The 25,483-nt window shown below is 74.6% G+C and carries 24 protein-coding genes and 1 tRNA gene; 19 read left to right on the top strand and 6 right to left on the bottom strand.

Going from position 1 to position 25,483, the window contains the following annotated elements:
• Positions 1–113 precede the first annotated feature (113 nt).
• Positions 114–2,717: a CHAT domain-containing protein gene (locus AMK31_RS33020; protein ID WP_073944400.1), complete on the top strand. Its 2,604-nt coding sequence runs from the start codon at positions 114–116 to the stop codon at positions 2,715–2,717.
• Positions 2,718–2,742: 25 nt separating this feature from the next.
• Here AMK31_RS33020 and AMK31_RS33015 read toward each other — a convergent pair whose 3' ends face one another.
• On the bottom strand, positions 2,743–4,566 hold the full coding sequence (locus AMK31_RS33015) for a LuxR family transcriptional regulator AbsR2 (RefSeq protein ID WP_073944399.1): 1,824 nt from the start codon (positions 4,564–4,566) through the stop codon (positions 2,743–2,745).
• A 158-nt stretch (positions 4,567–4,724) separates the two neighbouring features.
• On the opposite strand from AMK31_RS33015, the gene absR1 reads away from it, so the two are divergent.
• The 3 genes from absR1 to AMK31_RS33000 all read left to right on the top strand — a co-directional run bounded on the left by absR1 (position 4,725) and on the right by AMK31_RS33000 (position 7,904).
• On the top strand, positions 4,725–5,810 hold the full coding sequence (gene absR1 / locus AMK31_RS33010) for a beta-glucuronidase AbsR1 (RefSeq protein WP_073944398.1): 1,086 nt from the start codon (positions 4,725–4,727) through the stop codon (positions 5,808–5,810).
• A gap of 234 nt (positions 5,811–6,044) precedes the next feature.
• The gene (rox, locus tag AMK31_RS33005) at positions 6,045–7,499 is read left to right on the top strand and encodes a rifampin monooxygenase (RefSeq protein ID WP_073944499.1); all 1,455 of its coding nucleotides are present in this window, start codon (positions 6,045–6,047) and stop codon (positions 7,497–7,499) included.
• Positions 7,500–7,610: 111 nt separating this feature from the next.
• The gene (locus AMK31_RS33000; protein WP_073944397.1) at positions 7,611–7,904 is read left to right on the top strand and encodes an SCO4225 family membrane protein; all 294 of its coding nucleotides are present in this window, start codon (positions 7,611–7,613) and stop codon (positions 7,902–7,904) included.
• A gap of 60 nt (positions 7,905–7,964) precedes the next feature.
• On the opposite strand, the gene AMK31_RS32995 is transcribed toward AMK31_RS33000, so the two are convergent.
• Positions 7,965–8,351, bottom strand: coding sequence for a hypothetical protein (locus AMK31_RS32995; RefSeq protein WP_073944396.1), 387 nt, complete (start codon positions 8,349–8,351; stop codon positions 7,965–7,967).
• Positions 8,352–8,565: 214 nt separating this feature from the next.
• Between AMK31_RS32995 and AMK31_RS32990 the strand changes: the two genes are divergently transcribed.
• The 15 genes from AMK31_RS32990 (at position 8,566) to hypE (ending at position 23,540) form a co-directional block, all read left to right on the top strand.
• Positions 8,566–10,281, top strand: a complete 1,716-nt coding sequence (locus AMK31_RS32990) for a hydrogenase maturation protein (protein WP_073944498.1) — start codon at positions 8,566–8,568, stop codon at positions 10,279–10,281.
• A gap of 57 nt (positions 10,282–10,338) precedes the next feature.
• On the top strand, positions 10,339–11,427 hold the full coding sequence (locus AMK31_RS32985) for a hydrogenase expression protein HypE (RefSeq protein WP_073944395.1): 1,089 nt from the start codon (positions 10,339–10,341) through the stop codon (positions 11,425–11,427).
• 68 nt (positions 11,428–11,495) lie between these two features.
• Positions 11,496–13,277 carry a nickel-dependent hydrogenase large subunit gene (locus AMK31_RS32980; RefSeq protein ID WP_073944394.1) on the top strand — a complete coding sequence of 594 codons (1,782 nt, stop codon included), beginning with the start codon at positions 11,496–11,498 and terminating at the stop codon, positions 13,275–13,277.
• The gene (locus AMK31_RS32975) at positions 13,274–13,852 is read left to right on the top strand and encodes a hypothetical protein (RefSeq protein ID WP_073944393.1); all 579 of its coding nucleotides are present in this window, start codon (positions 13,274–13,276) and stop codon (positions 13,850–13,852) included. Before AMK31_RS32980 ends, AMK31_RS32975 begins: the two co-directional genes overlap by 4 nt.
• Positions 13,853–13,872: 20 nt before the next feature.
• Positions 13,873–14,556: a DUF5947 family protein gene (locus AMK31_RS32970; protein WP_073944497.1), complete on the top strand. Its 684-nt coding sequence runs from the start codon at positions 13,873–13,875 to the stop codon at positions 14,554–14,556.
• Complete coding sequence (locus AMK31_RS32965) at positions 14,553–15,191, top strand: DUF6084 family protein (RefSeq protein WP_073944392.1); 639 nt, start codon at positions 14,553–14,555, stop codon at positions 15,189–15,191. Before AMK31_RS32970 ends, AMK31_RS32965 begins: the two co-directional genes overlap by 4 nt.
• The gene (locus tag AMK31_RS32960; RefSeq protein WP_073944391.1) at positions 15,188–16,696 is read left to right on the top strand and encodes a hypothetical protein; all 1,509 of its coding nucleotides are present in this window, start codon (positions 15,188–15,190) and stop codon (positions 16,694–16,696) included. The genes AMK31_RS32965 and AMK31_RS32960 overlap by 4 nt, the downstream gene beginning before the upstream one ends.
• On the top strand, positions 16,693–17,208 hold the full coding sequence (locus tag AMK31_RS32955) for a hydrogenase maturation protease (RefSeq protein WP_073944390.1): 516 nt from the start codon (positions 16,693–16,695) through the stop codon (positions 17,206–17,208). The genes AMK31_RS32960 and AMK31_RS32955 overlap by 4 nt, the downstream gene beginning before the upstream one ends.
• Positions 17,209–17,261: 53 nt before the next feature.
• Positions 17,262–17,378 carry a DUF6893 family small protein gene (locus AMK31_RS42475; RefSeq protein WP_385311400.1) on the top strand — a complete coding sequence of 39 codons (117 nt, stop codon included), beginning with the start codon at positions 17,262–17,264 and terminating at the stop codon, positions 17,376–17,378.
• A gap of 132 nt (positions 17,379–17,510) precedes the next feature.
• Positions 17,511–17,906 carry a hydrogenase maturation nickel metallochaperone HypA/HybF gene (locus AMK31_RS32950; RefSeq protein WP_073944389.1) on the top strand — a complete coding sequence of 132 codons (396 nt, stop codon included), beginning with the start codon at positions 17,511–17,513 and terminating at the stop codon, positions 17,904–17,906.
• Positions 17,907–17,908: 2 nt separating this feature from the next.
• Positions 17,909–18,604: a hydrogenase nickel incorporation protein HypB gene (gene hypB, locus AMK31_RS32945; RefSeq protein WP_073944388.1), complete on the top strand. Its 696-nt coding sequence runs from the start codon at positions 17,909–17,911 to the stop codon at positions 18,602–18,604.
• Positions 18,601–20,985, top strand: coding sequence for a carbamoyltransferase HypF (gene hypF, locus AMK31_RS32940; protein ID WP_073944387.1), 2,385 nt, complete (start codon positions 18,601–18,603; stop codon positions 20,983–20,985). Before hypB ends, hypF begins: the two co-directional genes overlap by 4 nt.
• Before the next feature lie 41 nt (positions 20,986–21,026).
• On the top strand, positions 21,027–21,335 hold the full coding sequence (locus tag AMK31_RS32935) for a HypC/HybG/HupF family hydrogenase formation chaperone (protein ID WP_073944386.1): 309 nt from the start codon (positions 21,027–21,029) through the stop codon (positions 21,333–21,335).
• A complete protein-coding gene (hypD, locus tag AMK31_RS32930; protein WP_073944385.1) occupies positions 21,332–22,480 on the top strand; it encodes a hydrogenase formation protein HypD in 1,149 nt (382 codons plus the stop codon). Before AMK31_RS32935 ends, hypD begins: the two co-directional genes overlap by 4 nt.
• Positions 22,473–23,540: a hydrogenase expression/formation protein HypE gene (gene hypE / locus AMK31_RS32925; protein WP_073944384.1), complete on the top strand. Its 1,068-nt coding sequence runs from the start codon at positions 22,473–22,475 to the stop codon at positions 23,538–23,540. Before hypD ends, hypE begins: the two co-directional genes overlap by 8 nt.
• Positions 23,541–23,549: 9 nt before the next feature.
• Here the strand turns inward: hypE and AMK31_RS32920 are convergent, their stop codons facing one another.
• The 4 genes from AMK31_RS32920 to AMK31_RS32905 all read right to left on the bottom strand — a co-directional run bounded on the left by AMK31_RS32920 (position 23,550) and on the right by AMK31_RS32905 (position 25,449).
• The gene (locus tag AMK31_RS32920; RefSeq protein ID WP_073944383.1) at positions 23,550–23,780 is read right to left on the bottom strand and encodes a hypothetical protein; all 231 of its coding nucleotides are present in this window, start codon (positions 23,778–23,780) and stop codon (positions 23,550–23,552) included.
• The gene (locus AMK31_RS32915; RefSeq protein WP_073944382.1) at positions 23,764–24,021 is read right to left on the bottom strand and encodes a DUF6400 family protein; all 258 of its coding nucleotides are present in this window, start codon (positions 24,019–24,021) and stop codon (positions 23,764–23,766) included. Before AMK31_RS32915 ends, AMK31_RS32920 begins: the two co-directional genes overlap by 17 nt.
• A 147-nt stretch (positions 24,022–24,168) precedes the next feature.
• Positions 24,169–24,245: transfer RNA gene (locus AMK31_RS32910), tRNA-Pro, on the bottom strand.
• Between the two features lie 130 nt (positions 24,246–24,375).
• Positions 24,376–25,449, bottom strand: a complete 1,074-nt coding sequence (locus AMK31_RS32905; protein ID WP_073944381.1) for an Ldh family oxidoreductase — start codon at positions 25,447–25,449, stop codon at positions 24,376–24,378.
• Positions 25,450–25,483: the final 34 nt, after the last annotated feature.

Below are 25,483 nucleotides of genomic sequence, written 5' to 3'. Positions count from 1 at the left end.
TGTCCTCCCGTTACGGCGGCGATCGTCAACTAGAGCGCTGCTGCCGCCGATTGATACAGAGACGAACCGGTGGGGCGTGGTTCCCGGGAACGGCGGCCACTACCATCCGTGGGGTGAGAGCGGGAAGCGACTCGGTTCTCGAACTGCTGCCGATGGTGTTCGCCGCCCCCAACGAGGCGCTGGACCGGGCACAGGAGGTGCTCGCCACCGATGCGTCGCCGCTGCACGCCTCCGTGGCGCACCAGGTGATCGGCATCTGGCAGCGGGACTTCGGCGATCTGCGGATCGCCCTGCACCATCTTCGGCGTGCCCGGGACCTGGCGGCGCGCGCGGACTCCGCGGAGCGGGAGGCGGACGTCCTCGGCACGCTCGGTGTGGCGCTGGTGCACGCGGGCCGTACCCGGCAGGGCCTCGCGGCGTTCGAGCGGGGCGTGGCCCGGGGCACGGGGCACACCCGGGCGCGGGTGCGGTACCGCAGGGCCTACGTCTGGTGGGTGCTCGGCCATCATCGCGAGGCACTGGAGGACGTACGCCGGGCGATCCCGGTGCTGCGGCAGGCGGACGACGTGATCTGGACGGCGCGGGCGCTGACGCTGCGCGCGACGGTGCATCTGGCGCTGGGCGCGGTGGAGCGGGCGGACGCCGACTTCACGGCGGCGGAGGCGCTGTGGGAGACCACCGGCCAGGAGCACGACAAGGCCGACGCGGTGGAGAGCCGGGGCCTGGCCGCGTTCCGGTCCGGGGACGTCCCGGCCGCGCTGCGGCTGCTGGACGAGGCGGAGGAGCGGTACGCGAAGCTGGGCACGCCGACGTTCATGCTGAACATCCGGCGTTGCGAGGTGCTGATGGCGGCGGGGCTGGCGCCGGAGGCGCTGGCCGAGGCGGACGCGGCGATCGCGGCGCTCGACGGGATGGGCGGGCAGTCCACCCGGAAGGCGGAGCTGCTGCTCGCCGCCGCCCGCGCGGCCCGGCTGGCGGGCGACCCGCACACCGCGATCGCCCGTGCGGCGGTGGCCGTACGGCTGTTCTGCGGGCAGCGGCGCACCTGGTGGGAGACGCACGCCCGGCTCGTGCTGATCGAGGCGCGGGTGGCCGCCGGGCGCGGTTCGGGACGGCTCGTCGCGGACGCCGCCGCGGTCGCCGAGCGGCTGGCGTCGTTCGGGGCGCCCGCCGCGCCGGAGGCCTCGCTGCTCGCGGGCCGCATCGCGCTGGGCCTGGGCTGGACGGCGGACGCCGAACGCCATCTCGCGGTCGCCGCGCGCAGCCGGCACAGCGGGCCGCCGCTGGCCCGGATGACAGGCTGGGCGGCGCAGGCGCTGCGGGCGCGGGCCGCCGGTTCGGCGCGGGGGGTGCTGGAGGCGTGCCGGCGCGGGCTGGACGTGCTCGACGACCACCGGATGACGCTCGGCGCGTCCGAGCTGCGGGCGCGGGCCACCGAGCAGGGCGCCGAACTGGCGGCGCTGGCCCAGCGGGCGAGCCTCGCCGGGGGCGGGCCGCGCCGGCTGCTGGTGTGGAGCGAACGCTGGCGGGCCACCGTGCTGTCCGCGCCGCCGACCCGGCCGCCGGCCGATCCGGCGCTGCTGAGCGGGCTGACCGCGTTCCGGGAGATCGCCGCCCGCGCGGAGGCGGCCCGCTGGGAGGGCCGTCCCGTACCGGCGCTGGAGCGGGAACAGCGGCGGCTGGAGCGGGAGGTGCGGTCCCGGACGCTGCACATCCGCGGCGACGCGCCCGGCGACGGCCACCGGTTCGACGTGGGACGGCTGCTGGACCGGCTGGGCGGGACCCGGCTGGTGGCGCTGGCGGTGCTGGACGGGCGGGTGCAGGTGCTGCTGTGCGGCCGGGGGCGGGTACGGCGGTTCGAGGCGGGGCTGCTGGCGGAGGCGGAGGTCGAGGCCGAGCACGTGCAGGCGGGCCTGCGGCGGCTGGCGCATCCGGGGGCCGAGGGGCGGCTGCCGGTGGTGGAGGCCGCGGGGCGGCGCCTGGAGGAACTGCTGCTCGGCCCGGCCGCCGCGCATCTCGGCGCGGGACCGGTGGTGATCGTGCCGCCCGCGCGGCTGCACCGGGTGCCGTGGGCGCTGCTGCCCTCGCTGCGGCAGCGGGTGCTCAGCGTGTCGCCGTCGGCGAGCAGCTGGCTGCGGGCCCGGGAGACCGAACCGCCGCCGGGCGGCCGCCAGGTGCTGGTGCGCGGGCCGGGCCTGGCGACCGGCGGCGCGGAAGTGCCGGAGGTCGCCGACCGGTACGCGCAGGCGAGGGTGCTGGAGCACGAGGAGGCACGGGTCCCCCGCGTCCTGGAGGAACTGGACGGCGCGGCGCTCGCCCACATCGCCGCGCACGGCACGTTCCGCGCCGACAGCCCCATGTTCTCGTCGCTGCGGATGGCGGACGGCCCGCTCATCGTGCACGACTTCGAGCGCCTGGACCGCAGCCCGTACCGCATCATCCTCTCCAGCTGCGACACGGCGCGCCTCGCCTCCGTCGGCGCCGACGAACTGCTGGGCCTGGTCACCGCGTTGCTCCCGCTCGGTACGGCGGGTGTGGTGGCCAGCAGCGCCCCCGTCAACGACGCCGCGGTGGTCCCCCTGATGCTGGCCCTCCACAAGGGCCTCACCACCGGCCTCTCCCTCGCCGAGGCCCTCCGTGACGCCCGCACCGCCCTCCCGGACGACGCCCTGCACCAGGCGACGGGGTGGGCGTTCACTGCGTTCGGGGCGGCGTGAACAGCTTGGCGGCGCGGGACGCCCGTCAGGCCGGCTGGGCGGCGGGCAGTTCCACCAGCCACGGCAGCGACCCCCGGTCGGCGGCGCCGAGGCGGGCGTAGGCGCTGTAGAGGTGGTTGCCGACGGTGCGGACGGAGAGGGTGAGGCGTTCGGCGATCTGGCGATTGCTGAGTCCGGCGGCGGCGAGGGTGACGATCTGCCGCTGGCGGGCGGTGAGTTCACCGAGGACCAGGCCGGACAGGGCGGGGGTGCGCGCGCCCGGGCAGCGCCGGGCGAGGGCGACGGCGCGGGTGCGGGAGGTGCGGGCGGCGAGCGGGTCGCGGTGCGCGGGTACCGCCTGGGCGTACGCCTCGGCGGCGAACAGCAGCAGTCCGCGCTCCTCCAGCCGGGCGGCCACCCGGTCCAGGGCGGGCCCGTCCCGGCGGACGAGTGCGGCGGCGTGCTCGGCGAAGAGACCGCCGGCGGGGAGCCGGTCGAGGACCGCCTCGGGAGCGCCGAGCCGTACGGCGTCGTACAGCGCGAGGACGTCCGTGACGTCCGTGTCCGGCTCCGCGTGTTCCGTCGCGTCGAGGTCGCCCTGCGCGGCGGCCAGCCAGACCGCCGCTCTGCTCTCGGCATCACGTCCGCCCAGGGCGTCCCGCGCCGCTTCGGTGTCTCCCGACTGCGCGGCGGCCAGCACGAGTTCGGTACGGCATGAGACGTCCTCGGCGTCGTCCCGCAGCCCTTCCCGCGCCCACGCCGCCGCCTCGCGCAGCTCGCCCCGCAGCCGCGCGTACCGCGCGCGTACGGCGGCGTACCCGGCCGGCACCGGATGGCCCTCCGCCGCCAGCCACTCCCCCACGGGCGCGGCCGGCGCCCGCACGTCGGCCTCGGTGATCCGGCGGGACAGGCCGGCCGCCTCGGCGGCGAGCGCGGGGCCGTGGCGGCGGGGGTCGCCGGCCAGCCGCCGGGTGCGCAGTCGGCCGGCGGTGGCGCGCAGGGCCGGGCCGTGCAGGGGGTGGGCGAGCCGGACGTGGTGCCGTTCGTCGAGGCGGATCAGGCCGGCCGCCTCCAGGCGTTCCAGCACGCACAGGTCGAACGCGTCGGAGTCCGCGGCGAGGGGTTCGGCGAAGGCCAGCCGGTCCAGGGTCTCCCGCTCGTCGGGGTCGGTGCGGTCCAGGACCGGCGCCGCGTGCTCGCGGACGGCGGGGGTGACCGGTACCGGGCCGCGCCAGGCCCACTCGTCGGTGCCCGGCACCCGGTGGAGCAGCCCGCCGTCGCGCACCGCGTCCAGCAGGGCGCGCAGCAGCCGCAGATCTCCCCGGCAGAGCCGGTGCAGCCGCCGCACGGTGAGCGGTTCCAGTGCCCGGCCGGCGCCGGCGGCGGCCAGCCGCGCGGTCTCCTCGGCGGGCAGCGGCTCCAGGGCGAGGCGGGGCAGCAGCTCGCCGGTCCACAGCCGGGACACCGCGCCGGGCGCCGGCGCGCCGTCGGTGGCGACGACCACCAGCCGGGTGCGGCCGTGCACGGCGAGCTGGTGCACGAGGGCGGCGGAGGCGTCGTCCAGCAGATGGGCGTCGTCGACGAACAACAGCCGTACGGTGGAGAGCAGTTGCACTGCGCGGTGCAGGGTGACGGACTCGGGCAGCAGGTGGGCGAACGCGGCGAAGGGAATGCCCCGGGACTCGGGGGTGCCGGCGGCACGGACGCACTCGGTCCCGCGTAACGCCTCGGTGACCAGCCGGGTCTTGCCGGCCCCCGCGGGTCCGGTGACCACGATGCCGTGCCGGCCGGCCGCCGGCGACCGGCGGACCAGCTCCAGTTCTTCCTCCCGCCCGGTGAACGGCCAGGGCAGCTGAAGGGTCTTCTGCATCTGAAGCGGGGTCTGAAGGGGAGCCTTGAGGGGGGTCTTCGCATCCTGTTCGTAAGTCGTCACGGCAGTAGGAGCCGCACTACTCAGGTTTGATACAGGGGCACTTGAGTAGACCCCGACTCAGGCGCCCGGGTGCCGTCCGACGGCACTCTGGGGCCATGACCGCACGCTACTGCTCCCTCGCGCAGCAGCCCGCCCCCGCTTTCGCGCCGGGGCTGGCCGCCGAGCGGATCGGTGCGCTCGTCCGGGGACACCGGATGTGGGTCAACGGCACCGTGCTGCACTACTACCTCTTCGACGGTGACGGCGACGGCTCCGTCATCCCCGTTCCGGGGACCGGGGAGACCCGGCGGGTGCCGTGGGCCGGTGCCAAGGAGCAGCAGGACGTGGTCCGGGAGTGCTTCGACGAGTGGCAGCGCCTCGGCATCGGGCTGACCTTCGCCGAGGTCGGCGACCGGTCGGAGGCGGAACTGCGCATCGGGTTCCAGCCGGGCGACGGCTCCTGGTCGCTGGTCGGCAGGGACGCCCTCCGGGTCGGCCTGAACGACCGCACCATGAACTTCGGCTGGGACCTGACCGTGCCCGGCGAGCGCGCCACGGCCCTGCACGAGATCGGCCACGCGCTGGGCATGCTGCACGAGCACCAGAGCCCGTTCGCCGGCCTCCACTGGGACGACGAGGCCGTCTACGAGGAGCTGGCGGGCCCGCCGAACCACTGGAGCCGGGACCGGACGTACGTCAACGTGCTGCGCAAGCTGGACCGCGACGAGGCGAACGGTTCCGTCTGGGACCCTCAGTCGATCATGGAGTATCCGTTCCCGTCGGGGCTGATCCTGGAGCCGGAGCAGTTCCGCGCGGGCCTGCACCCGCCGGGCACGCTCTCCGCGCTGGACAAGGAGTTCGCGCTCCGCTGGTATCCGCCGGCCGGTGTCTCCGGACCGCCCGCGCTGGCGCCCTTCCGGTCGGCGCCGCTGCGGCTCGGCCCCGGCGGGCAGGCCGACTTCACCGTCGAGCCGCCGGAGACCCGCGAGTACACCGTGGGCGTCTTCGGCGCCGCCGACACCGTCGTCGTGCTCTTCGAGGAACGCGACGGCGAACCCCGCTACCTCACCGCCCACGACGACGGCGGCACCCCCGCCAACGCCACCGTCCGGGCCCGCCTCGTCAAGGGCCGCCGCTATGTCGTCCGGGTACGCCTGTACTCCGCGTGGGGTTCGGGCGAGACAGCCGTCATGTGCTGGTGACGGCACGACCACACAGACCACAGTCCGGCACCGGGGGAGCGGTCGAACGCGTCATCTTCGGGGGAGGGTGACGCGTTCGACCGCGCGGTCGTGCGGGAATGCGACAAAGGCAAGGAGTTCACCCACTCCTTGCCACTCTCAACTTATAGCGCACGGGGGGGCTTGCGGCAAGGCCCCCGGTGTCCCGCAGAATCTCCGGCCTGAAGGCGGATCCTGCGGAAACGGGGTGTTGTGGTGATCGACGTGATCGTGGTCGGCGGCGGGCCGACCGGTCTCATGCTGGCAGCCGAACTGCGGCTGCACGACGTGCGCGTGGTCGTGCTGGAGAAGCTGACCGAGCCGGCCCTGGCCTCCCGCGGGCAGGGGCTGCACGCGCGCAGTGTCGAGATGATGGACCAGCGGGGGCTGTTGGACCGGTTCCTCGCGGTCAGTGAGAAGTTCCAGGTCGGCAGCCTCTTCGGTGGCGTCGCCAAGCCGTGGCCGGACCGGCTGGACACGGCTCATCCGTACGGCCTCGCCACCCCGCAGCCGGTCACCGAGCGGCTGCTCGACGAGCGTGCCCGCGAACTCGGTACCGAGATCCTGCGTGGTGCCGAGGTGGTCGGGCTGAGCCAGGACGAGGACGGGGTGACCGTCGAGCTGGCGGACGGCACGCGCCTGCGTTCGCGCTATGCCGTCGGGTGCGACGGCGGCCGCAGCCTGGTCCGCGGGCAGCTCGGGGTCGGCTTCCCCGGCGAGCCCGCCCGGGTGGAGACGCTGCTCGGCGACATGGAGCTGACCGAGGATCCGGCGAAGGTCGCCGCCGTCGTCGCGGAGGTCCGCAAGACCCAGCTGCGCTTCGGCGTCATCGCCAACAAGGACGGCAGTCACCGCCTCGTCGTGCCCGCCGAAGGGGTGTCCGAGGATCGCGGGGTGCCGCCGACCCTCGAGGAGTTCAAGCGGCGGCTGCGGGCCGTGGCGGGCACCGACTTCGGGGCGCACTCGCCGCGCTGGCTGTCCCGGTTCGGCGACGCCACCCGGCAGGCCGAGCGCTACCGGGTGGGCCGGGTGCTGCTGGCCGGCGACGCGGCGCACATCCACCCGCCGACCGGCGGACAGGGACTCAACCTCGGCATCCAGGACGCCTTCAACCTCGGCTGGAAGCTGGCCGCCGAGGTGAACGGCTGGGCACCGGAGGGGTTGTTGGACACGTATCACGCCGAACGGCACCCGGTGGGCGCCCGGGTGCTGGAGAACACCCGCGCGCAGATGACGCTGCTGGGGACCGACCCGGGCGCGACGGCGTTGCGCGGCCTGTTCTCCCGGCTGCTGGACTTCGAGGAGGTCAATCGGTACGTGACCGGGATGATCACCGCCGTCGACGTGCGCTACGACCTCGGCGACGGCCACGAACTGCTCGGCCGGCGGTTGCGGGACGTGGGCCTGAAGCGGGGACGTCTCTACGAGCTGATGCACGACGGCCGCGGACTGCTCCTCGACCAGACCGGCCGTCTCTCGGTGACGGGCTGGGCGGACCGGGTCGACCACGTGGTCGACGTCAGCGAGGAACTGGACGCGCCGGCGGTACTGCTGCGCCCGGACGGTCACGTGGTCTGGGCCGGCGAGGACCAGCGGGATCTGCTCGACCACCTGCCGAGGTGGTTCGGCACGGCCGCCGCCCCCGGGGACGAGGACCGTTCGCGCGGCTGAGTACGGGTACTCAGCCCGGGTTGAGTAGCCTCGCCCGCCCGGCCCGCCCGCCGGGCGGGGACCCTGGAGGGCAGGGGCCGACCCGGCCCCGTCACGAGGAGGAGACCCGTCATGCGCTCTGCCCGCCATCTCGCCGCCCGGTACAGCCGCGGGGACACCGCGCTGCTGGTGGCCTGCGGTTACGCCGCGGTGGTCCTGGGGGTGACCGCCTGGCTGCAGAGCCTGGTCCTGTTCGGTGACCCGGGGTTCGGCGGGGTGTGGCTGATCGCGGTGACCCTGCCGGTCTCGGTCCCGCTGCTGGCCGTGCCGGCTCCGGCGGAGACGTTCGCGCCGGTCCTGGCGGCGGGCGGCCTCGTGCAGGCGTGGGCGCTGTGGCGGCTGCTCAGGGGGAAGCGGCTCGGCTGAGCGGCGCGGGGCGGCGCTCGGCGTTCCCCGCGCGTCGCCCGGGGCGCTCGTCGACGCCGGTCAACCGGGGCGGTGCCCGGGTTCCGAGTCGTCAGGGTCGACACCGGTGAAGGCGGAGTCGTCCTTGGTGCCGCTGGGCCGGCCGGAGCGGCCCCTGCGGCCGGTGTCCCGCATGCCCTGCTCGCTCTCGGCGTCGTACTCCTGGCCTCCCATGGTCTCGCTCTTCGCGACGTCCCCGGGGACCGGTGTGCGCTCCTCCTTGGCCGGCTTGCGGCCCTTCCCGGGCGGCGGCGCGTGCTCCTCCGCGTGGAAGGAGCGGCGGGCGCTCGGGTTCTCCTGCTGCTCGGTCGCGTCCACGTCCGGGGACCAGCCGTGGTGCTCGGAGCCGTGGTGACGGCTGGGTCCCTGATCACCCGACGGTTTGGACGACCCGTGCTCCTTGGCCATGCGCCGACCTGCCTGTCCGCTGTCGTGGGAGGGCACACTGCTCGGTGCCCCGAACACTGAAAGTGTCGCACTTCCGAACATCACCGGCATATCCGGCTAAAGGCGCCGAGCTGTCTGCCAGGCGGCCCGCCAGGCGGCCGGAAGTATCACCCGTACGAGTGATGTACGGGATTCATGTCGACGCGCGCCGGGCGAAATGTCCAACGATCTCGCCATGCGCATCCTGCTCATCGCCAGCGCCTACAACAGCCTCACCCAGCGCGTGCACGCCGAGCTGCGTGACCGCGCGTACGGCGTCGCCGTCGAGGTGACCTCCACGGGCGACGCCGTGCGGGCCGCCGCCGACCGGCACCGGCCCGACCTGATCGTGGCCCCGATGCTGAGGACGGTCGTACCGCGTGACGTGTGGGCGGCACGGCCGTGCCTGATCGTCCACCCGGGGCCGGTCGGCGATCGCGGGCCGTCGTCCCTGGACTGGGCGCTCCAGGAGGGGGCCGAGCGGTGGGGCGTCACCGTCCTGCAGGCCGAGGAGGAGATGGACGCCGGGCCCGTGTGGGCGACGGCGGACTTCGCCGTGCCGCCCGTCGGCAAGAGCGACCTGTACCGCAACGAGCTGGCCGACGCGGCCCTCGGCGCCGTGCTCACGGCCGTCGAGCGGTTCGCGTCCGGCACCTTCTCCCCCACCGACCAGCGCGCCCTGCCGAGCACGCCGGGGGCCCGCGTCCGGCCCGCGATGCGGCAGGCGGCCCGCCGCATCGCGTGGGACGAGGACACGACCGGGACGGTCCTGCGCAAGCTGCGCGCCGCCGACTCGCAGCCCGGCGTCCTCGACGAACTGCTCGGTGCGGAATGGTTCCTGCACGGCGGCCGGCCCGAGCACCGGCTGCGCGGGCGCCCCGGCGAGCTGCTGGCGACCCGGGCGGGTGCCGTCTGCCGGGCCACGGTGGACGGCGCCGTCTGGATCCCCGAGCTGCGGGCCCGCACCCGGCCCGGCGAACCCCGCGCCTGCAAGCTGCCCGCCACCCTCGCCCTGGCCGGGCGCCTGCCCCGGCTGCCGGAGGCGGGCGCGCCCGCGCTGCCGGCGGCGGACGACCCCGCGTGGTCGGACATCCGCTACCACGAGGCCGGCCCGGTGGGTGTGCTGTCGTTCTCGTTCCCCGGCGGGGCGATGTCCACGGACCACTGCCGGCGGCTGCTGCGCGCCTGGCGGGCGGCCTGCGAGCGGCCCACCGAGGTGCTGGTGCTGGGCGGCGCGCGGGACTTCTTCTCCAACGGGATCCACCTCGGTGTCATCGAGGCCGCCGCCGACCCGGCCGCGGAGTCCTGGGCCAACATCAACGCCATGGACGACCTCGTCGAGGCCGTGCTGAACACCACCGACCGGCTGGTGGCCGCCGCGGTCGGCGGCAACGCGGCGGCCGGCGGGGTGATGCTGGCGCTGGCCGCCGATGAGGTGTGGTGCCGCTCCGGCGCCGTGCTCAACCCGCACTACCGGCGGATGGGCCTGTACGGCTCGGAGTACTGGACGTACACCCTGCCGCGCCGGGTCGGCCCCGCGGCCGCCGAACGGCTCACCCGGGAGGCGCTGCCGGTCAGCGCCGCCCGCGCCCTGGACCTCGGCCTGGCCGACCGGGTCGTCGAGTGCGCACCGGCCGGTTTCACCGCCGAGGTCACCCGGTTGGCCGAGCGGTGGGCGGCGTCCCCGGGGGCGCGGGCGCGCCTCGCGGCGAAGAAGGCGGAGAGCGAGCGCCGGGAGGCCGTCACCCCGTTGGCGGCGGTCCGCGCGCACGAACTGGAGCGGATGCGCAGCATTTTCTTCGACCCCGAAGCGCCGTATCACGCGCTGCGCCGGGCGTTCGCCCGCAAGGAGACGGCACCGGACGGGTCGGCGGCCACGCGTGCGCGCGCGGCCGAGGTGACCGACGCTTAGCGAGGATCGAAAGATCCTCTTCATCCTGCTCTGCCGCATTCCTCCCCGGAGGCACAGATGAACGCAGCATCCCCGGCCACGCGCGAGGAGCCGGACGCCTCCGGCGCGCCCGGCACGGACGAGAAGCCGATCCACATCCTCTGGATCAACGCCGGGCTGAGTTGCGACGGCGACTCGGTCGCCCTGACGGCCGCGATGCAGCCCAGCATCGAGGAGATCGCGCTCGGCGGTCTGCCCGGGCTGCCGAAGATCGCCGTGCACTGGCCGCTGATCGACTTCGAGTGCGGGCCGGTCGGCGGCTCGGACACGTTCATCGAGTGGTTCTTCAAGGGCGAGCGCGGCGAGATCGACCCGTTCGTGCTGGTGATCGAGGGATCCATCCCGAACGAGGCGATCAAGCAGGAGGGCTACTGGTGCGGCTTCGGCGACAACCCGGAGACCGGCCAGCCCATCACCACCAGCGAGTGGATCGACCGGCTCGCCCCGAAGGCGCTCGCCGTGGTCGCCATCGGCACCTGTGCCACGTACGGCGGCATCCACGCCATGGCCGGCAACCCGACCGGGGCCATGGGCGTGCCCGACTACCTCGGCTGGGACTGGAAGTCGCAGGCCGGCATCCCGATCGTGTGCGTGCCGGGCTGTCCCATCCAGCCGGACAACTTCGCCGAGACCCTGACCTACCTGCTGTACCAGGCCGCCGGCTCCGCGCCGATGATCCCGCTGGACGACAAGCTCCGCCCGACCTGGCTGTTCGGGGCGACCGTGCACGAGGGCTGTGACCGGGCCGGCTACTACGAGCAGGGCCAGTTCGCGACCACGTACGACTCCCCCAAGTGCCTGGTGAAGGTGGGCTGCTGGGGGCCGGTGGTGAAGTGCAACGTGCCCAAGCGCGGCTGGATGGCCGGCATCGGCGGCTGCCCCAACGTGGGCGGCATCTGCATCGCCTGCACGATGCCGGGTTTCCCCGACAAGTTCATGCCGTTCATGGACGAGCCGCCCGGCGGCCGGTTCTCCAGCACCGCGAGCGGCGCGTACGGCGCGGTGATCCGCCGCTTGCGGACCATCACGGCGAAGACCGTGGACAAGGAGCCCAAGTGGCGGCACACCGGCCGGGAGATCACCACCGGCTACCGGCCGCCGTGGTGACGGCTCCCACCGCGTGACCCTCTCCCCCGTTCGCAGACCCCGACCCCCCGAAGGGCAGCACAGACACGATGGCGACCTCGACGACGACCGGTGACGGCACCGGCCTGGTGGAGATGGCGTGGGACCCGATCACCCGGATCGTGGGCAGTCTCGGCATCCACACGAAGATCGACTTCAAGCAGAAGCGGGTCGCCGAGTGCTACAGCACCTCGTCGGTCTTCCGCGGCTACAGCGTCTTCATGCGCGGCAAGGACCCGCGCGACGCCCACTTCATCACCAGCCGTATCTGCGGCATCTGCGGCGACAACCACGCCACCTGCTCGGTGTACACGCAGAACATGGCGTACGGCGTGAAGCCGCCGCACCTCGCCGAGTGGATCATCAACCTCGGCGAGTCCGCGGAGTACATGTTCGACCACAACATCTTCCAGGAGAACCTGGTCGGGGTCGACTACTGCGAGAAGATGGTCCGCGAGACCAACCCCGGGGTCCTCGAACTCGCCGAGCGCACCGAGGCGCCGCACGCCGCCGAGCACGGCTACCGCACCATCGCCGACATCATGCGGTCGCTGAACCCGCTGGAGGGCGAGTTCTACCGGGAGGCGCTCCAGGTCAGCCGGTACACGCGGGAGATGTTCTGCCTGATGGAGGGGCGCCACGTGCACCCCTCCACGCTGTACCCGGGCGGCGTCGGCACCATCGGCTCCGTCCAGCTGTTCACGGACTACATGTCCCGCCTGATGCGCTACGTGGAGTTCATGAAGCGGGTCGTGCCGCTCCACGACGACCTGTTCGACTTCTTCTACGAGGCGCTGCCCGGCTACGAGGAGGTCGGCCGCCGCCGGGTGCTGCTCGGCTGCTGGGGCGCGCTCAACGACCCGGAGTACTGCGACTTCACGTATGCCAACATGTCGGACTGGGGCCGGCGGATGTTCGTCACGCCGGGCGTCATCGTGGACGGCAAGCTGGTCACCAACGACCTCACCGAGATCAACCTCGGCATCCGCATCCTGCTCGGCAGCTCGTACTACGAGGACTGGGAGGGCCAGGAGCAGTTCGTCACCCACGACCCGCTCGGCAACCCGGTCGACCCGCGCCACCCGTGGAACCAGCACACCATCCCGGCGCCGCAGAAGCGGAACTTCGACGACAAGTACAGCTGGGTGATGTCGCCGCGCTGGTTCGACGGCAAGGAGCACCTGCCGCTCGACACCGGCGGCGGCCCCATCGCCCGGCTGTGGTCCACCGCGCTGTCGGGGCTCGTCGACATCGGCTATGTGAAGGCGACCGGGCACAGCGTCGTCATCAACCTGCCGCGCACCCTCACCAAGCCGGAGACCACCTTCGAGTGGAAGATCCCGCGGTGGAGCAACGCGCTGGAACGCAACCGCGCCCGCACCTACTTCCAGGCGTACGCCGCCGCCGTGGCCCTGCACTGCGCGGAGATGGGCCTCGCGGAGGTGCGCGCCGGGCGCACCCAGACGTGGGAGAAGTTCGAGGTGCCGGACGAGTCCATCGGCGTCGGCTTCACCGAGGCGGTGCGCGGCGTCCTCTCGCACCACCTGGTCATCCGGGACGGCAAGATCGCCAACTACCACCCGTACCCGCCGACCCCGTGGAACGCCTCCACCCGCGACACCTACGGCACCCCCGGACCGTACGAGGACGCGGTGCAGAACACTCCGATCTTCGAGGAGAACCCCCCGGAGAACTTCAAGGGCATCGACATCATGCGCGCGGTGCGAAGCTTCGACCCGTGCCTGCCGTGCGGGGTGCACATGTACGTCGGCGGCGGCAGGACCGTGAAGAGCATGCACGTGCCGACCGGCCTGAGCGGGCTCGCCGGATGAGCGGCACGCACGACGCGGTGACCGCGGAGGCGGCGGGGCGCAGGGTCGAGGAGGTCCTCGACCAGCTGGCCGCCTCCGGTGACCGCGCGGCCTGCGAGGCCGCCGAGGAACTGGTCCGCGTGCTCATGGAGTTCTACGGCGCCGGGTTCGCCCGGGTTCTGGAGCTGCTGGGCCGCGACCCGGGCGCCCCCGCCGCGGAAGCGCGGACCGCGCTGCTCCGCGACGAGCTGGTGGCGGGCCTGCTGGTGCTGCACGGGCTGCACCCGGACGACGTGACCATGCGCGTCGACCGGGCCCTGGACGGAGTGCCCTATCTCGTGGAGCGCGCGGGCTACGACCCCGTGTCGGGCGAGCTGCGGCTGCGGATGACCGGCTCGGCCGGCTGCGGCTGCGGCAGCACACGGGAAGCCGTCGAACAGGCGGCACGGGAGGCACTGGCGTGTCTGGCGCCGGAGGTGACGGCGGTGACCCTGGACGCGGGCCCGGCCCGCGAACCCGCCCTCCTGCAGATCAGCGCGGGCCCACCGGGCACCACCGGGCCGAACGGCCGTCCGCCGGCCACCGCGACACGGTGACCGCCGAGGACTCCCGCGCGGTGGCCGCGGGGCACCGCGTCCCGGGGACGGCCCTCGCCGGGCCGGGGCGTACCGGGCTGTCGCGGTTCACGGCGCCGCGTGCGCCCCGCGAGGAGCGCTGTGAGCTGTGTGCGGCGCCGCTGCGCCCGGAGCGGCACCGGCATCTGGTCGACGTCGACAGGCGTGCGCTGACCTGCGCCTGCGACCCGTGCGCCCAGCTGCTGGACCGCTCCGGCGACACGACCGGCCGCTTCCGGGCGGTCCCCTGGCGCTACCTCGTCGACCCGGCGCACCGCCTCGACGAGCAGGCCTGGGAACGGCTCGGCATCCCGGTCGGCGTCGCCTTCTTCTTCCGCAACTCCGCGCTGGACCGGCTGGTCGCGCTCTACCCGAGCCCGGCCGGGGCGACGGAGAGCGAACTGGACCCGGAGGCCTGGCAGTCGGTGCTCGGCGGCTCGCCGCTGGCGGACCTCCTCGAACCGGACGTGGAGGCGCTGCTGCTGCGCCGCCACCAGGGCCGGGTGCGGCTGTACCTCGTACCCGTCGACATCTGTTACGAGCTGGTGGGCCGCATGCGGCTGCACTGGCAGGGCTTCGACGGGGGCGCGGAGGCGCGGGCCGACCTGGACGCCTTCTTCACGCACGTCAGCGCCCGGGCCCGCGCCGTCCGCGAGGTCCGCGACGCCGGAGGGAGCCGGGCATGACGGAGTTCTCCTTCACCTGCACCGAGGTGCGCGCCGACCCGTACGCCGCCGGGCCCACGCTGGTCTTCCGGCTGCGGGTCACCGCCTCGCCCGGCACCCGGGTGCACGCGCTGGCGCTGCGCTGCCAGATCCGCGTCGAACCCGCCCGGCGGACCTACACCGACACCGAGGCCGAGGCGCTGACCGACCTGTTCGGGGAGCGGTACCGCTGGGGCAGCAGCCTGCAGCCCGTGCAGTTCGCGCAGGTGCCGGTGATGGTGCGGGGCTTCACCGGCGAGACGGAGGTCGACCTGCCGGTGCCCTGCACCTACGACATGGACGTCGCCGCCTCCCGCTACCTCGACGCCCTCGGGGACGGGGAGGTGCCGCTGCTCCTGCTGTTCTCCGGCACCGCCTTCACCGGCGCGGGCGGCTTCCACGTGGAGCCGGTGCCCTGGGACCGGGAGGCCTCGGTCCGGATGCCGGTGAAGACCTGGCGGGAGATGGTCGACCAGCACTTCCCGGGCTCGGGCTGGCTGCGGCTGCCCCGGGACGTCCTGGACGCGCTGCTCGCCTACCGGTCGCGGAACGCGCTGCCGTCCTGGCAGGCGACCGTCGAGCGGCTGCTGGCCGAGGCCGAGGAGGGGACACCGTGACCACGACACCCGCCATCACGTTCTCCCCGGCGACCGAGGCCCGGCTGGACGTGGCACGGCAGGTCGCCGACGCCGTGCTGTTCGAGGGGTACGTGCTCTACCCGTACCGCGCGTCGGCCGCGAAGAACCGGCTGCGCTGGCAGTTCGGGGTGCTCGTGCCGCCGGCCTGGACCGCGTCCGCCGACGAGCCCGACTTCCAGCACACCGAGCTGCTGATGGAACCCCGGCGGGGCGCGGTGCTCGCCGTCGAGGTGCGGTTCCTGCACGCCCAGCGGCGCACGGTGCAGCGGGCGCTGCCGGGCGGGGGGTTCGAGACCGTGCCGGAACTGCGCGTGGACGACCGGGTGCTGCCGGCCTGGGACGAGGGACACGAGGAGCGGGTCCGGCTCGCGGTGCCGGTGGCGGAGCTGGCGGGCGAGGGCGTCGACGTGCCCTTCACCCGGCCGGCCGCCGAGGAGACCGAGCCGGTCACGGACGCCGCCGGGCGGGTCGTGGGACGGCTGGTGCGGCGCCGCGAGGAGATCGCCGGCTCCGTGCGGCTGTCGGCGAGCGAACTGGACGGCCCGTACGTCACACGGCGGCTGAGCGTGGTGGTGGAGAACACCAGCGACTGGCTGCCCGCCGAGCGTGCCGATCGCGACGCCGCGCTCACCCGGTCCCTGATCGCCACGCACACCCTGCTGTGCCTGGACTCCGGCGGGTTCCTGTCGCTCACCGATCCGCCGGAGTGGGCGGGGGGCGCGGTCGCCGCCTGCCGCAACCTGCACACCTGGCCGGTGCTGGCCGGGGAACCCGGCTCGCGCGACCTCGTGCTGTCCTCACCGATCATCCTGGAGGACCACCCGGCCATCGCGCCCGAGAGCCCCGGTGCCCTGTACGACGCGACGGAGATCGACGAGATCCTGGCACTGCGCACGGCCGCTCTCACCGACGAGGAGAAGCGTGAGGCCCGCGGCACCGACGACCGGGCCGCCGCGGTGATCGAACTGGCCGACTCGATGCCCGCGGAGGTACTGGAGCGGCTGCACGGCGCGGTACGGGGCCTGCGTGAGGTCACCGCGCCGGGGCCGACCTCGCTGCGGCCCGCCGGCGCCGACGGCGTACCGGTGTTCACCGAGCCGACCGGTTCCACGACGCGAAGCCCTGCGGCGGGCGGCGGGTTCGGGCCGGACGGTCCGCTTCGGCCGGACACGCCCTGGTGGGACCCCGCCGCGGACGCCTCCGTGGATCCCGCGAGCGATCACGTCCTGGTGGACGGGCATCCGGTGCGGGCGGGCAGTCGTGTGGTGCTGCGGCCCCGGCTGCGGCACTCCGACGCGCAGGACCTGTTCCTCGACGGCCGGCGCGCCCTGGTGGAGGCGGTCCTGCACGACGTCGACGGCGGTGTGCACATCGCCGTCACCCTCGACGACGACCCGGGCGCCGACATCCGCCGGGAGCAGGGCCGGTACCTGTACTTCCAGCCCGACGAGATCGCCCTCGCCGACGCCCGGGAGGACGTGTGAGCGCCGAGCCCGGCCCCCGCCCGCGCACCCTGGTCGCCGGGGTCGGCAACATCTTCCTCGGTGACGACGGCTTCGGCGTGGAGGCCGCCCGCGTCCTGGCCGGGCAGGAACTCCCGGAGGGCGTCGAGGTCGCCGACATCGGCATCCGCGGCGTCCACCTCGCGTACCGGCTCCTCGACGGCTACGACACGCTGGTCCTCCTGGACGCCACGGCGCGGGGCGGGCCGCCGGGCACGGTGTACGTGATCGACGCCTCCGGTCCCGGCAGCCGGCGGCCGGCGGAGGATGTCGCGCTGGACGGCCACGGGATGTCCCCCGACGCCGTGCTGGCGCTGCTGGACACCCTGTGCGCCGGCACCGGCGCCGTGCCGCCGCGGCGCACACTCGTGGTGGGCTGCGAGCCCGCCACCGTCGAGGAGGGCATCGGGCTCAGCCCGCGGGTGGCCGCCGCGGTGCCGGAGGCGGTGCGCACGGTCGGCGAGCTGGTCCGCGACGAGGCCGTCATCCCGTGAGCGTCCGGACCGCCGGACCGCTCGTCCATCGAGATCCGTTCTGGGAGACCACCATGAACAAGCGCATGATCGGCGGCGCCGCCGCCACCGTCACCGCCACCGCGCTGGCGGCGCTCCTCACCCACCTCTGGCCCGACGTCCGGCGATACCTGCACATCCGCAGGATGTGACGCCGCGCTGGACCGGGTGCACCGATCGGGTTGTCCGGCCGCGCGGGAGCGGCGTGCCGGTCGGTGCCCCGGCCGGGCCCCGCCTTCAATGGGCGGCGGCACGAGACACCCCGGCGCGAGGACGGAGCGGCGATGCACGAGATGTCCGTCGCCCTGTCGGTCGTGGACCAGGTCGAGCGGGCGGCGCTGGAGCGCGGCGCGCACGGCGTGCGCGAGGTGCGGGTCGACATCGGCGAGCTGGCGGGCGTGGTGGCCGACTCGCTGTCCTTCTGCTTCGGGCTGGCCTGCGCCGGAACGGTGCTGGAGGGTGCCGACCTGGTCACCCGCTCCGTGCCCGGCCGGGCGTCCTGCGCGCCGTGCGGGCGCACCTGGGAGACGGGGATGCCGCCCGACCTGGTGTGCGCGGGCTGCGGCGGGGGCGCCGGCGAGCTGGTGTCGGGCCGTGAGCTGAGGATCACCGAGGTGCGCTGGGCGGCCGGGTCCGCCGTGCCCGGCGCCACCCACGCAACGCGTTCCGAGGAGATGTGACGATGTGCCGCACAGTCGACCTCCGGCAGGCCGTGCTCGCCAAGAACACGATGGCGGCGGGCATCCTGCGCGCCGAGCTGACGGCCCGGGGCACCACGGTGATCAACCTGCTGTCGAGTCCCGGCAGCGGCAAGACCGCCCTGCTGGAACGTGAGCTGCTGCTCGCCAGGGAACGCGGCGTCACGGCCGCGGCCCTCACCGCGGATCTGGCGACGGAGAACGACGCGACCCGGCTGGCGCGCTCCGGGGTCCCGGTCAAGCAGGTGCTCACCGACGGGCTGTGCCATCTGGAGGCGGACATGCTCGCCGGGCATCTGCACGACTGGCTGCCCGAGGACACCCGGCTGCTGTTCGTGGAGAACGTCGGCAACCTGGTCTGCCCGGCCTCGTACGACCTCGGTGAGTCGCTGCGGGTGGTGCTGGCCTCGGTGACGGAGGGCGAGGACAAGCCGCTCAAGTACCCGACCGCGTTCGGGCTGGCCCAGCTGGTGATCGTCACCAAATCCGACCTGGCCGGGCCCGCCGAGTTCGACGAGGCCGCTTTCCGCGCCCATGTGCAGCGGGTCAACCCGGGAGTCGACGTGGTGCTGTCGTCGGTGCGTACCGGCGAGGGCGCGGGCGTGCTGGTCGACCGGGCGTTCGCGGCGGCCGAGGGCGGCGCCGTCCACGCTCCGGTGATGGCCCGGGCCGAGGCGTGAGCACCGTCCCGGACGTCGACGCGCCGCCATCGGGCACGCGGTCGGGCACGCGGTCGGTCCGGCGTTCCCGGATCGTCGTACGGGGCGTGGTGCAGGGCGTGGGGTTCCGGCCGTTCGTGTACGGGCTGGCCACGGGGCTGCGGCTCGCCGGGCATGTGACGAACACCGGCGACGGTGTGGTGGTGGAGGTGGAGGGCCCCGAGGAGGCCGTCGACCGGTTCCGGGCGCGGCTCGCCGCCGACGCGCCGCCGCTGGCGGTGGTGGAGTCGGTGGAGGCGGCGGGGCTGGCCGCGACCGGGGAGCGCGGCTTCCGGATCGTCCCGTCGCGCGCCGGCGGGCCCGTCCGTACGCTGGTCGCGCCCGACACCGCCACCTGCGCCGACTGTCTGGCCGAGCTGGCCGATCCCGCCGACCGGCGCCACCGGCACCCGTTCGTCACGTGCACGCACTGCGGTCCGCGGTTCACCATCGTCACCGGACTGCCGTACGACCGCGCGCACACCACGATGGCGGGTTTCCCGCTGTGTGCCGACTGCGAGCGCGAGTACCACGACCCCGCCGACCGCCGGTTCCACGCGCAGCCCGTCGCCTGTCCCGCGTGCGGTCCGCGGCTGCGGCTGGTCACCGCCGACGGCGGCCGCGACGACCGCGACCCGCTCGGCGCGGCCCGGGCGCTGCTGGCCGCGGGTGCCGTGCTCGCCGTCAAGGGGCTCGGCGGCTACCACCTCGCCTGCGACGCGACCCGCCCGGAGGCGGTGGCCGGGCTGCGCCGGCGCAAGGCCCGCGGCGACAAGCCGTTCGCGCTGATGGCCCGGGACGTCGGGGACGTGGAGCACCTGGTCCACGTCGGCCCGCTCGAACGGGAGCTGCTGACCGGCCGGGTGCGTCCCGTCGTCCTGCTGCGCCGCCGCCTCGGCGCGCGGCCCGCTCCCGGCGCCCCGGTGCCCGCCGACGCGGTCGCGCCGGGGAGCCCCGATCTGGGGGTCATGCTGCCGTACACGCCGGTGCACCATCTGCTGCTGGACGGCGGGGTACCGGGCGCGGGGCCCCGGCTGCTCGTGATGACCAGCGGGAATCGCTCCGGCGAGCCCATCGTCACGGACGACGCCGAGGCGCTGGAGCGGCTGGCCGGCCTGGCGGACGTGTGGCTCACCCACGACCGGCCCATCCATGTGCCGTGCGACGACTCCGTGGTGCGGGTCTGCGACGGCGAGCCGCTGGTGCTGCGCCGCTCGCGCGGATACGCCCCGCTCCCGGTCACGCTGCCCTTCCCGGTCCGTCCCGCGCTCGCGGTCGGCGGCGACCTGAAGAACGTCTGCTGCCTGGGCGAGGGCGACAAGGCGTGGCTGTCCGCGCACATCGGGGACATGGACGACCTGGCCACCCAGCAGGCGTTCGACCGTGCCGAGCGGCAGCTGGAGTCGATCACCGGTGTCCGGCCGGAACTGCTCGCCGCCGACCCGCACCCGGCGTACCGGTCGGCCGCGTGGGCGCTCCGGCGGGCCGGGGAACGGCCCGTGGTACGGGTCCAGCACCATCACGCGCACGTCGCCGCCGCCCTGGCCGAGCACGGTGTGCCCGTGGGCACCCGCGTGATCGGGGTCGCCTTCGACGGCACCGGGCACGGCGACGACGGCGCCGTGTGGGGCGGCGAGTTCCTGATCGCGGGCTACGAGGGCTACCGCCGCTTCGCGCACCTGGCCTATGTGCCGCTGCCCGGCGGGGACGCGGCGGTGCGGCGCCCGTACCGGATGGCGCTCGCGCACCTGCGCGCGGCGGGCCTCGCCGCCGATCCGGACCTGCCGTGCGTCGCCGCCTGCCCGCCCGCCGAACTGCCGGTGCTGCTGGCCCAGTTGGAGCGCGGGCTGAACTGTGCGCCGACCTCCAGCATGGGCCGGCTCTTCGACGCGGTGTCGTCGCTGGCGGGCCTCTGCCACCACGCGGGGTACGAGGCGCAGGCGGCGATCGAGCTGGAGGCGGCGGCCGTGTCCGCCGGTGACGCGACCGAGGACCCCCGGTACGCCTTCGCCCTGTCCGGCGGTGGCGCGCCGCTCACCGCGGACCCGCGGCCACTGCTGGCCGCCGTGGCGGCGGACGTGCGGCTCGGGGTGCCCGCGCCGGTGATCGCCGCCCGCTTCCATCTCGCCGTGGCGCGGCTGGTGCGCGAGGTGTGCGCGGCGGCCCGCGAGACGTCGGGGCTCGGGACGGTGGCGCTGACCGGGGGCGTGTTCTCCAACGCGCTGCTGTCCTCGGCGTGTGCCCGCGGCCTGCGCGCCGACGGCTTCACCGTGCTCCGCCATCGCGAGATTCCGCCCAACGACGGCGGCCTGGCCCTCGGCCAGCTCGTCGTCGCCGCCCGCGCGACGCCCGGGACCGGGTGACGGGCGTGGGCCCGTGCCGCACGACCAGTGAGGAGACACGCATGTGCCTGGCGGTACCCGGCAGAGTGCTGGGCGTCGAGGACCGGGACGGCACCCGGATGGCCACCGTCGACTTCGGCGGGGTGGTCAAGGAGGTGTGCCTGGAGTACCTGCCCGACCTCCAGGTCGGCGAGTACGCCATCGTCCACGTCGGTTTCGCCCTGCAGCGGCTGGACGAGGAGTCCGCCCGCAGGACCCTTGAGCTGTTCGAGGAGCTGGGCATGCTGCGGGAGGAGTTCGGCGATCCGTGGGAGCAGGCCGCGCACGCGGACGGCGGCGACGGCGACCTCGCCGGGGAGGTGCGGCGGTGAAGTACATCGACGAGTTCCAGGACCCGGAGCTGGCGGCGCGGCTGCTGGACGACATCAGGGCGTCGGTGACCCGGCCGTGGGCGCTGATGGAGGTGTGCGGGGGCCAGACGCACTCGATCATCCGGCACGGCATCGACCAGTTGCTGCCCGACGAGATCGAGCTGATCCACGGTCCGGGCTGCCCGGTCTGCGTCACCCCGCTGGAGGTGATCGACAAGGCGCTGGCCATCGCCTCACGGCCGGAGGTGATCTTCTGCTCCTTCGGCGACATGCTGCGGGTCCCCGGCACGGGCCGGGACCTGTTCCAGGTGCGGGGCGAGGGCGGAGACGTGCGGGTGGTGTACTCCCCGCTGGACGCGCTGCGCGTCGCCGAGCAGAACCCGGACCGGGAGGTCGTGTTCTTCGGCATCGGCTTCGAGACGACCGCGCCGCCCAACGCCATGACCGTGCACCAGGCCCGCAGGCGCGGCATCCGCAACTTCAGCCTGCTCGTCTCCCACGTCCGGGTGCCGCCCGCGATCGAGGCGATCATGCGCTCGCCGGACTGCCGGGTGCAGGGCTTCCTCGCGGCTGGCCATGTGTGCAGCGTGATGGGGACGGGCGAGTATCCGGCGCTCGCCGACGGGTTCGGGGTGCCGATCGTGGTGACCGGGTTCGAACCGCTGGACATCCTGGAGGGCGTACGGCGCACCGTCCGGCAGCTGGAGCGGGGCGAGCACACGGTCGACAACGCCTACCCGCGCGCGGTGCGCCCCGAGGGGAACCCGGCGGCGCGGGCCATGCTGGACGACGTCTTCGAGGTCACCGACCGTGCCTGGCGCGGTATCGGGGTCATCCCGGACAGCGGCTGGCGGCTGTCCGCCCGCTACCGCGACCACGACGCGGAGCACCGCTTCGACGTCGGTGACATCGCCACCCGGGAACCCGCCGAGTGCCGCAGCGGTGAGGTGCTGCAAGGGCTGCTCAAGCCGCACGAGTGCGAGGCCTTCGGCACCACGTGCACCCCGCGGACGCCGCTGGGCGCCACGATGGTGTCCAGCGAGGGCGCCTGCGCCGCGTACTACCTCTACCGGCGGCTGGAACTGCCGTCCCGTCCGGCCCCGGCCGCGCCGGCCCCGACCCCGCAGGAGAGCTCCGTTGTCTGACACCACCGCAGCGCCCGACATGCTCTCCTGGACCTGCCCCGCTCCGCTGCGCGACCGGCCGCGCGTGGTGATGGGCCACGGCGGTGGCGGCGCGATGTCCGCGGAGCTGGTCGAGCGGATCCTGCTGCCGGCCCTCGCCGGCGGCGCGCCCGCCGCGCTGACGGACTCCGCCGTCGTCGAGCTGGGGGGCGCGCGGCTGGCCTTCTCCACCGACTCCTTCGTGGTCCGGCCGCTGTTCTTCCCCGGGGGCAGCATCGGTGACCTCGCCGTCAACGGCACGGTCAACGACCTCGCGATGAGCGGGGCCCGCGCGGCGTTCCTGTCGTGCGGGCTGATCCTGGAGGAAGGCGTCGAGATCGACACGGTCGCGAAGGTGGCCGAGGCGATCGGGGCCGCGGCCCGGACCGCCGGTGTGCGGGTGGTCACGGGTGACACCAAGGTCGTGGAGGCCGGGCACGGCGACGGCGTCTACGTGAACACGGCGGGCGTCGGCCTGGTCCCGGCCGGTGTGGACCTGCGCCCGGAGCGGGTGGAGCCGGGGGACGTGGTCCTGCTCAGCGGGGCCGTCGGCATGCACGGCGTGGCCATCCTGAGCGAGCGGGAGAACCTGCGCTTCGAGGCCGACGTGGTCAGCGACTGCGCGCCGCTCACCGGGCTCGTGGAGGCCATGCTGGCGGTCACCCGGGAGCTGCGGGTGCTGCGCGACCCGACCCGGGGCGGGCTGGCCGCGTCGCTCAACGAGATCGCGGCCGCGTCCGGGTGCGGGGTCGTCGTCCAGGAGCGTGCCGTGCCGGTGCCGGCGCCCGTGGCGGGGGCCTGCGCGATGCTGGGCCTGGACCCGATGTACGTGGCCAACGAGGGCAAGCTGGTCGCCTTCGTGCCGCGGGAGCACGCCGACGCCGTGCTGGCGGCGATGCGGGCCCACCCGCTGGGCGCCGAGGCGGCGGTCGTCGGCGAGGTGGTCGCGGAGCACCCGGGCATGGTGGTCGCGCGGACCGGGCTCGGCGGCACCCGGGTGGTGGACATGCCGCTCGGGGAGCAGCTGCCCCGGATCTGCTGACCCGTTCCGTCAGCCGTTCTGCCCGCGCCGGCCGGGCCGGGTGTCGACGGTCCAGGTGTGGGTGCAGCCCGGGCACTGGAGGTGGACGCGGGCGCCCTCGTTGCCGAGCAGGTACCGCCAGTGGTCCGGGCAGTTCCGCCGCCCGGCGCAGGCCGCGCAGTCGCGGGCGTCGTCGCAGCCGGGGCACGGCATCCAGGCGCGGCGCGCCCGGTCCGCGTGGGGATCAATGGGAAGGCGCATCGCCCGCGTCCCGTCGCCGGGCCGGCAGGACGCCGGCCGCCACGAGCAGCGCGTACGTCCGCTCCTGGTCGGCGTCGAGACCGGAGTAGAGCAGGTCCTCGGCGGCCTGCTCCGCCCGGAGCGCGGCCACCGGGTCCCAGTCGGGACCGAGCGCCGCCAGCACCTCGGCGCGCCGCCGGGCCTCCTCCAGGGTCAGGTCGAGGGTGAAGGGCACGGGGCCGGGTTCGGGACTCGCAGGCATGGGGTGGTGCTTTCACGGGGGTACAGGGGCTCCTGCCACACCTACCAGAGCGGCGGGAGCCGCCGGAAGGCGATGTGACGGACGCCATCGAACGCCGAGGGGCCGCTCCGGATCTCTCCGGAACGGCCCCTCGGGCTGTGCTTCCGCTGGTCGGGACGACAGGATTTGAACCTGCGACCCCTTGACCCCCAGTCAAGTGCGCTACCAAGCTGCGCCACGTCCCGGCGGACGATCCGCGGTCTCCCGCGTGATCATGCAGGTCAACTCTACCCCATGCGGGGCACCGCTCAGGGACGGCCGGGGCGTCCGCCGCACCGGACGCCCCCGCCCCCTCCCCCGGGCGCGCCGTCCCCGCTACGCGGCGGCGTCCGGGAGTGCGACGCCCAGCCGGGCGGCGCGGTCGGTGAGGTCCCGCCAGACCTTGGGGGCGACGGGGACGCCCTGCTCCGCCCGTCCGGCGGCGACCGCGGCGCTGCGCTCGCCGGGGTAGTGCACCCCGCCCGCGTCCTCCGCCCGCGGCAGGCCCTTCAGGGTGGTCAGGGTGGAGCCGACCGCCGCGGTGAAGGCCTCGGGGCCGCCGAAGGCCGCCGGGTCGAGGGCGACGAGCAGGGCGTTCTGGCGGTGCTTGCGGCCGGCCGGGTCGCCGGAGTGGAACTCCGCGAAGATCGGCGCGCCGACCAGCACGCTGGTGAGCAGTTCGAAGGCGAGGGACATGCCGGAGCCCTTGGCGCCGCCCAGCGGCAGCGGCATGACCGCCTTCTCCGGGTCGGTGGTGGGGGTGCCGTCCTCGGTCGCCGCGGCGCCCTCGGGGAGCGGGGTGCCGTTGGCCTTGGCCTGGCGGATCCTGCCGAGGGCGATGGTGGCGGTGGCCATGTCCAGCAGCAGCGGCGGACGGCCGTCGGCCGGGACGGCTATGGCGAGCGGGCTGGTCGCGACGGCGGCGCCCTTGACGCCGGTGTAGCCCATGTTGGGCATGCCGGCCACGAAGGCGATGCCGGCCAGGCCTTGTTCGGCGATGCGGGAGACGTAGTGGCCGATGGCGCCGGTGTGCACGGTGCGCCGTACGCCGACGGCGGCGACGCCGGTGGTGCGGGCCCGGCGTACCGCCTCCTCGGCGGCGGCGGTGAGGGCGACCGGGCCGGGGGCGCGGTCGGCGTCGAGGACGGCGGCGGCCGGGGTGGTGGACTCGAACCGCAGGTCGGGGCGGGCGTTGGCGACGCCCTTGTCGAGGAGGTCGAGGTAGGCGGGGACGCGGGCGACGCCGTGCGAGTCGATGCCGCGCAGCGCGGCCCAGACGAACACGTCGGCGGTGGTGCGGGCGTGCTCGGTGCTCAGGCCGCCCTTCTCCAGGAGGGCCGCGGCGAAGGCGCGCAGCTCCTCGGCGGGGACGAGGACCTTGCCCGGCTTGGGAGTCGGTGTGTCGGTCATGGTGGCGGGTGTCTCTCTCATTCGGCTACGTACA

It is taken from the genome of Streptomyces sp. TSRI0107 (assembly GCF_001905845.1).
Lineage (GTDB): Bacteria > Actinomycetota > Actinomycetes > Streptomycetales > Streptomycetaceae > Streptomyces.
Note: the sequence above shows the minus strand (reverse complement) of the source record. Positions and strands in the feature narration are given on the sequence as shown.

Coding starts and splice junctions, on each gene's coding strand:
- AMK31_RS32985 (WP_073944395.1), top strand. CDS start 10,339: ATGAACGCAGCATCCCCGGCCACGCGCGAGGAGCCGGACGCCTCCGGC.
- AMK31_RS32975 (WP_073944393.1), top strand. CDS start 13,274: ATGAGCGGCACGCACGACGCGGTGACCGCGGAGGCGGCGGGGCGCAGG.
- absR1 (WP_073944398.1), top strand. CDS start 4,725: ATGACCGCACGCTACTGCTCCCTCGCGCAGCAGCCCGCCCCCGCTTTC.
- AMK31_RS33015 (WP_073944399.1), bottom strand. CDS start 4,566: ATGCAGAAGACCCTTCAGCTGCCCTGGCCGTTCACCGGGCGGGAGGAA.
- AMK31_RS42475 (WP_385311400.1), top strand. CDS start 17,262: ATGAACAAGCGCATGATCGGCGGCGCCGCCGCCACCGTCACCGCCACC.
- AMK31_RS32935 (WP_073944386.1), top strand. CDS start 21,027: ATGTGCCTGGCGGTACCCGGCAGAGTGCTGGGCGTCGAGGACCGGGAC.
- AMK31_RS32915 (WP_073944382.1), bottom strand. CDS start 24,021: ATGCCTGCGAGTCCCGAACCCGGCCCCGTGCCCTTCACCCTCGACCTG.
- AMK31_RS32950 (WP_073944389.1), top strand. CDS start 17,511: ATGCACGAGATGTCCGTCGCCCTGTCGGTCGTGGACCAGGTCGAGCGG.
- AMK31_RS32920 (WP_073944383.1), bottom strand. CDS start 23,780: ATGCGCCTTCCCATTGATCCCCACGCGGACCGGGCGCGCCGCGCCTGG.
- AMK31_RS32990 (WP_073944498.1), top strand. CDS start 8,566: ATGCGCATCCTGCTCATCGCCAGCGCCTACAACAGCCTCACCCAGCGC.
- AMK31_RS32905 (WP_073944381.1), bottom strand. CDS start 25,449: ATGACCGACACACCGACTCCCAAGCCGGGCAAGGTCCTCGTCCCCGCC.
- AMK31_RS32995 (WP_073944396.1), bottom strand. CDS start 8,351: ATGGCCAAGGAGCACGGGTCGTCCAAACCGTCGGGTGATCAGGGACCC.
- hypB (WP_073944388.1), top strand. CDS start 17,909: ATGTGCCGCACAGTCGACCTCCGGCAGGCCGTGCTCGCCAAGAACACG.
- AMK31_RS33000 (WP_073944397.1), top strand. CDS start 7,611: ATGCGCTCTGCCCGCCATCTCGCCGCCCGGTACAGCCGCGGGGACACC.
- AMK31_RS32965 (WP_073944392.1), top strand. CDS start 14,553: ATGACGGAGTTCTCCTTCACCTGCACCGAGGTGCGCGCCGACCCGTAC.
- AMK31_RS32980 (WP_073944394.1), top strand. CDS start 11,496: ATGGCGACCTCGACGACGACCGGTGACGGCACCGGCCTGGTGGAGATG.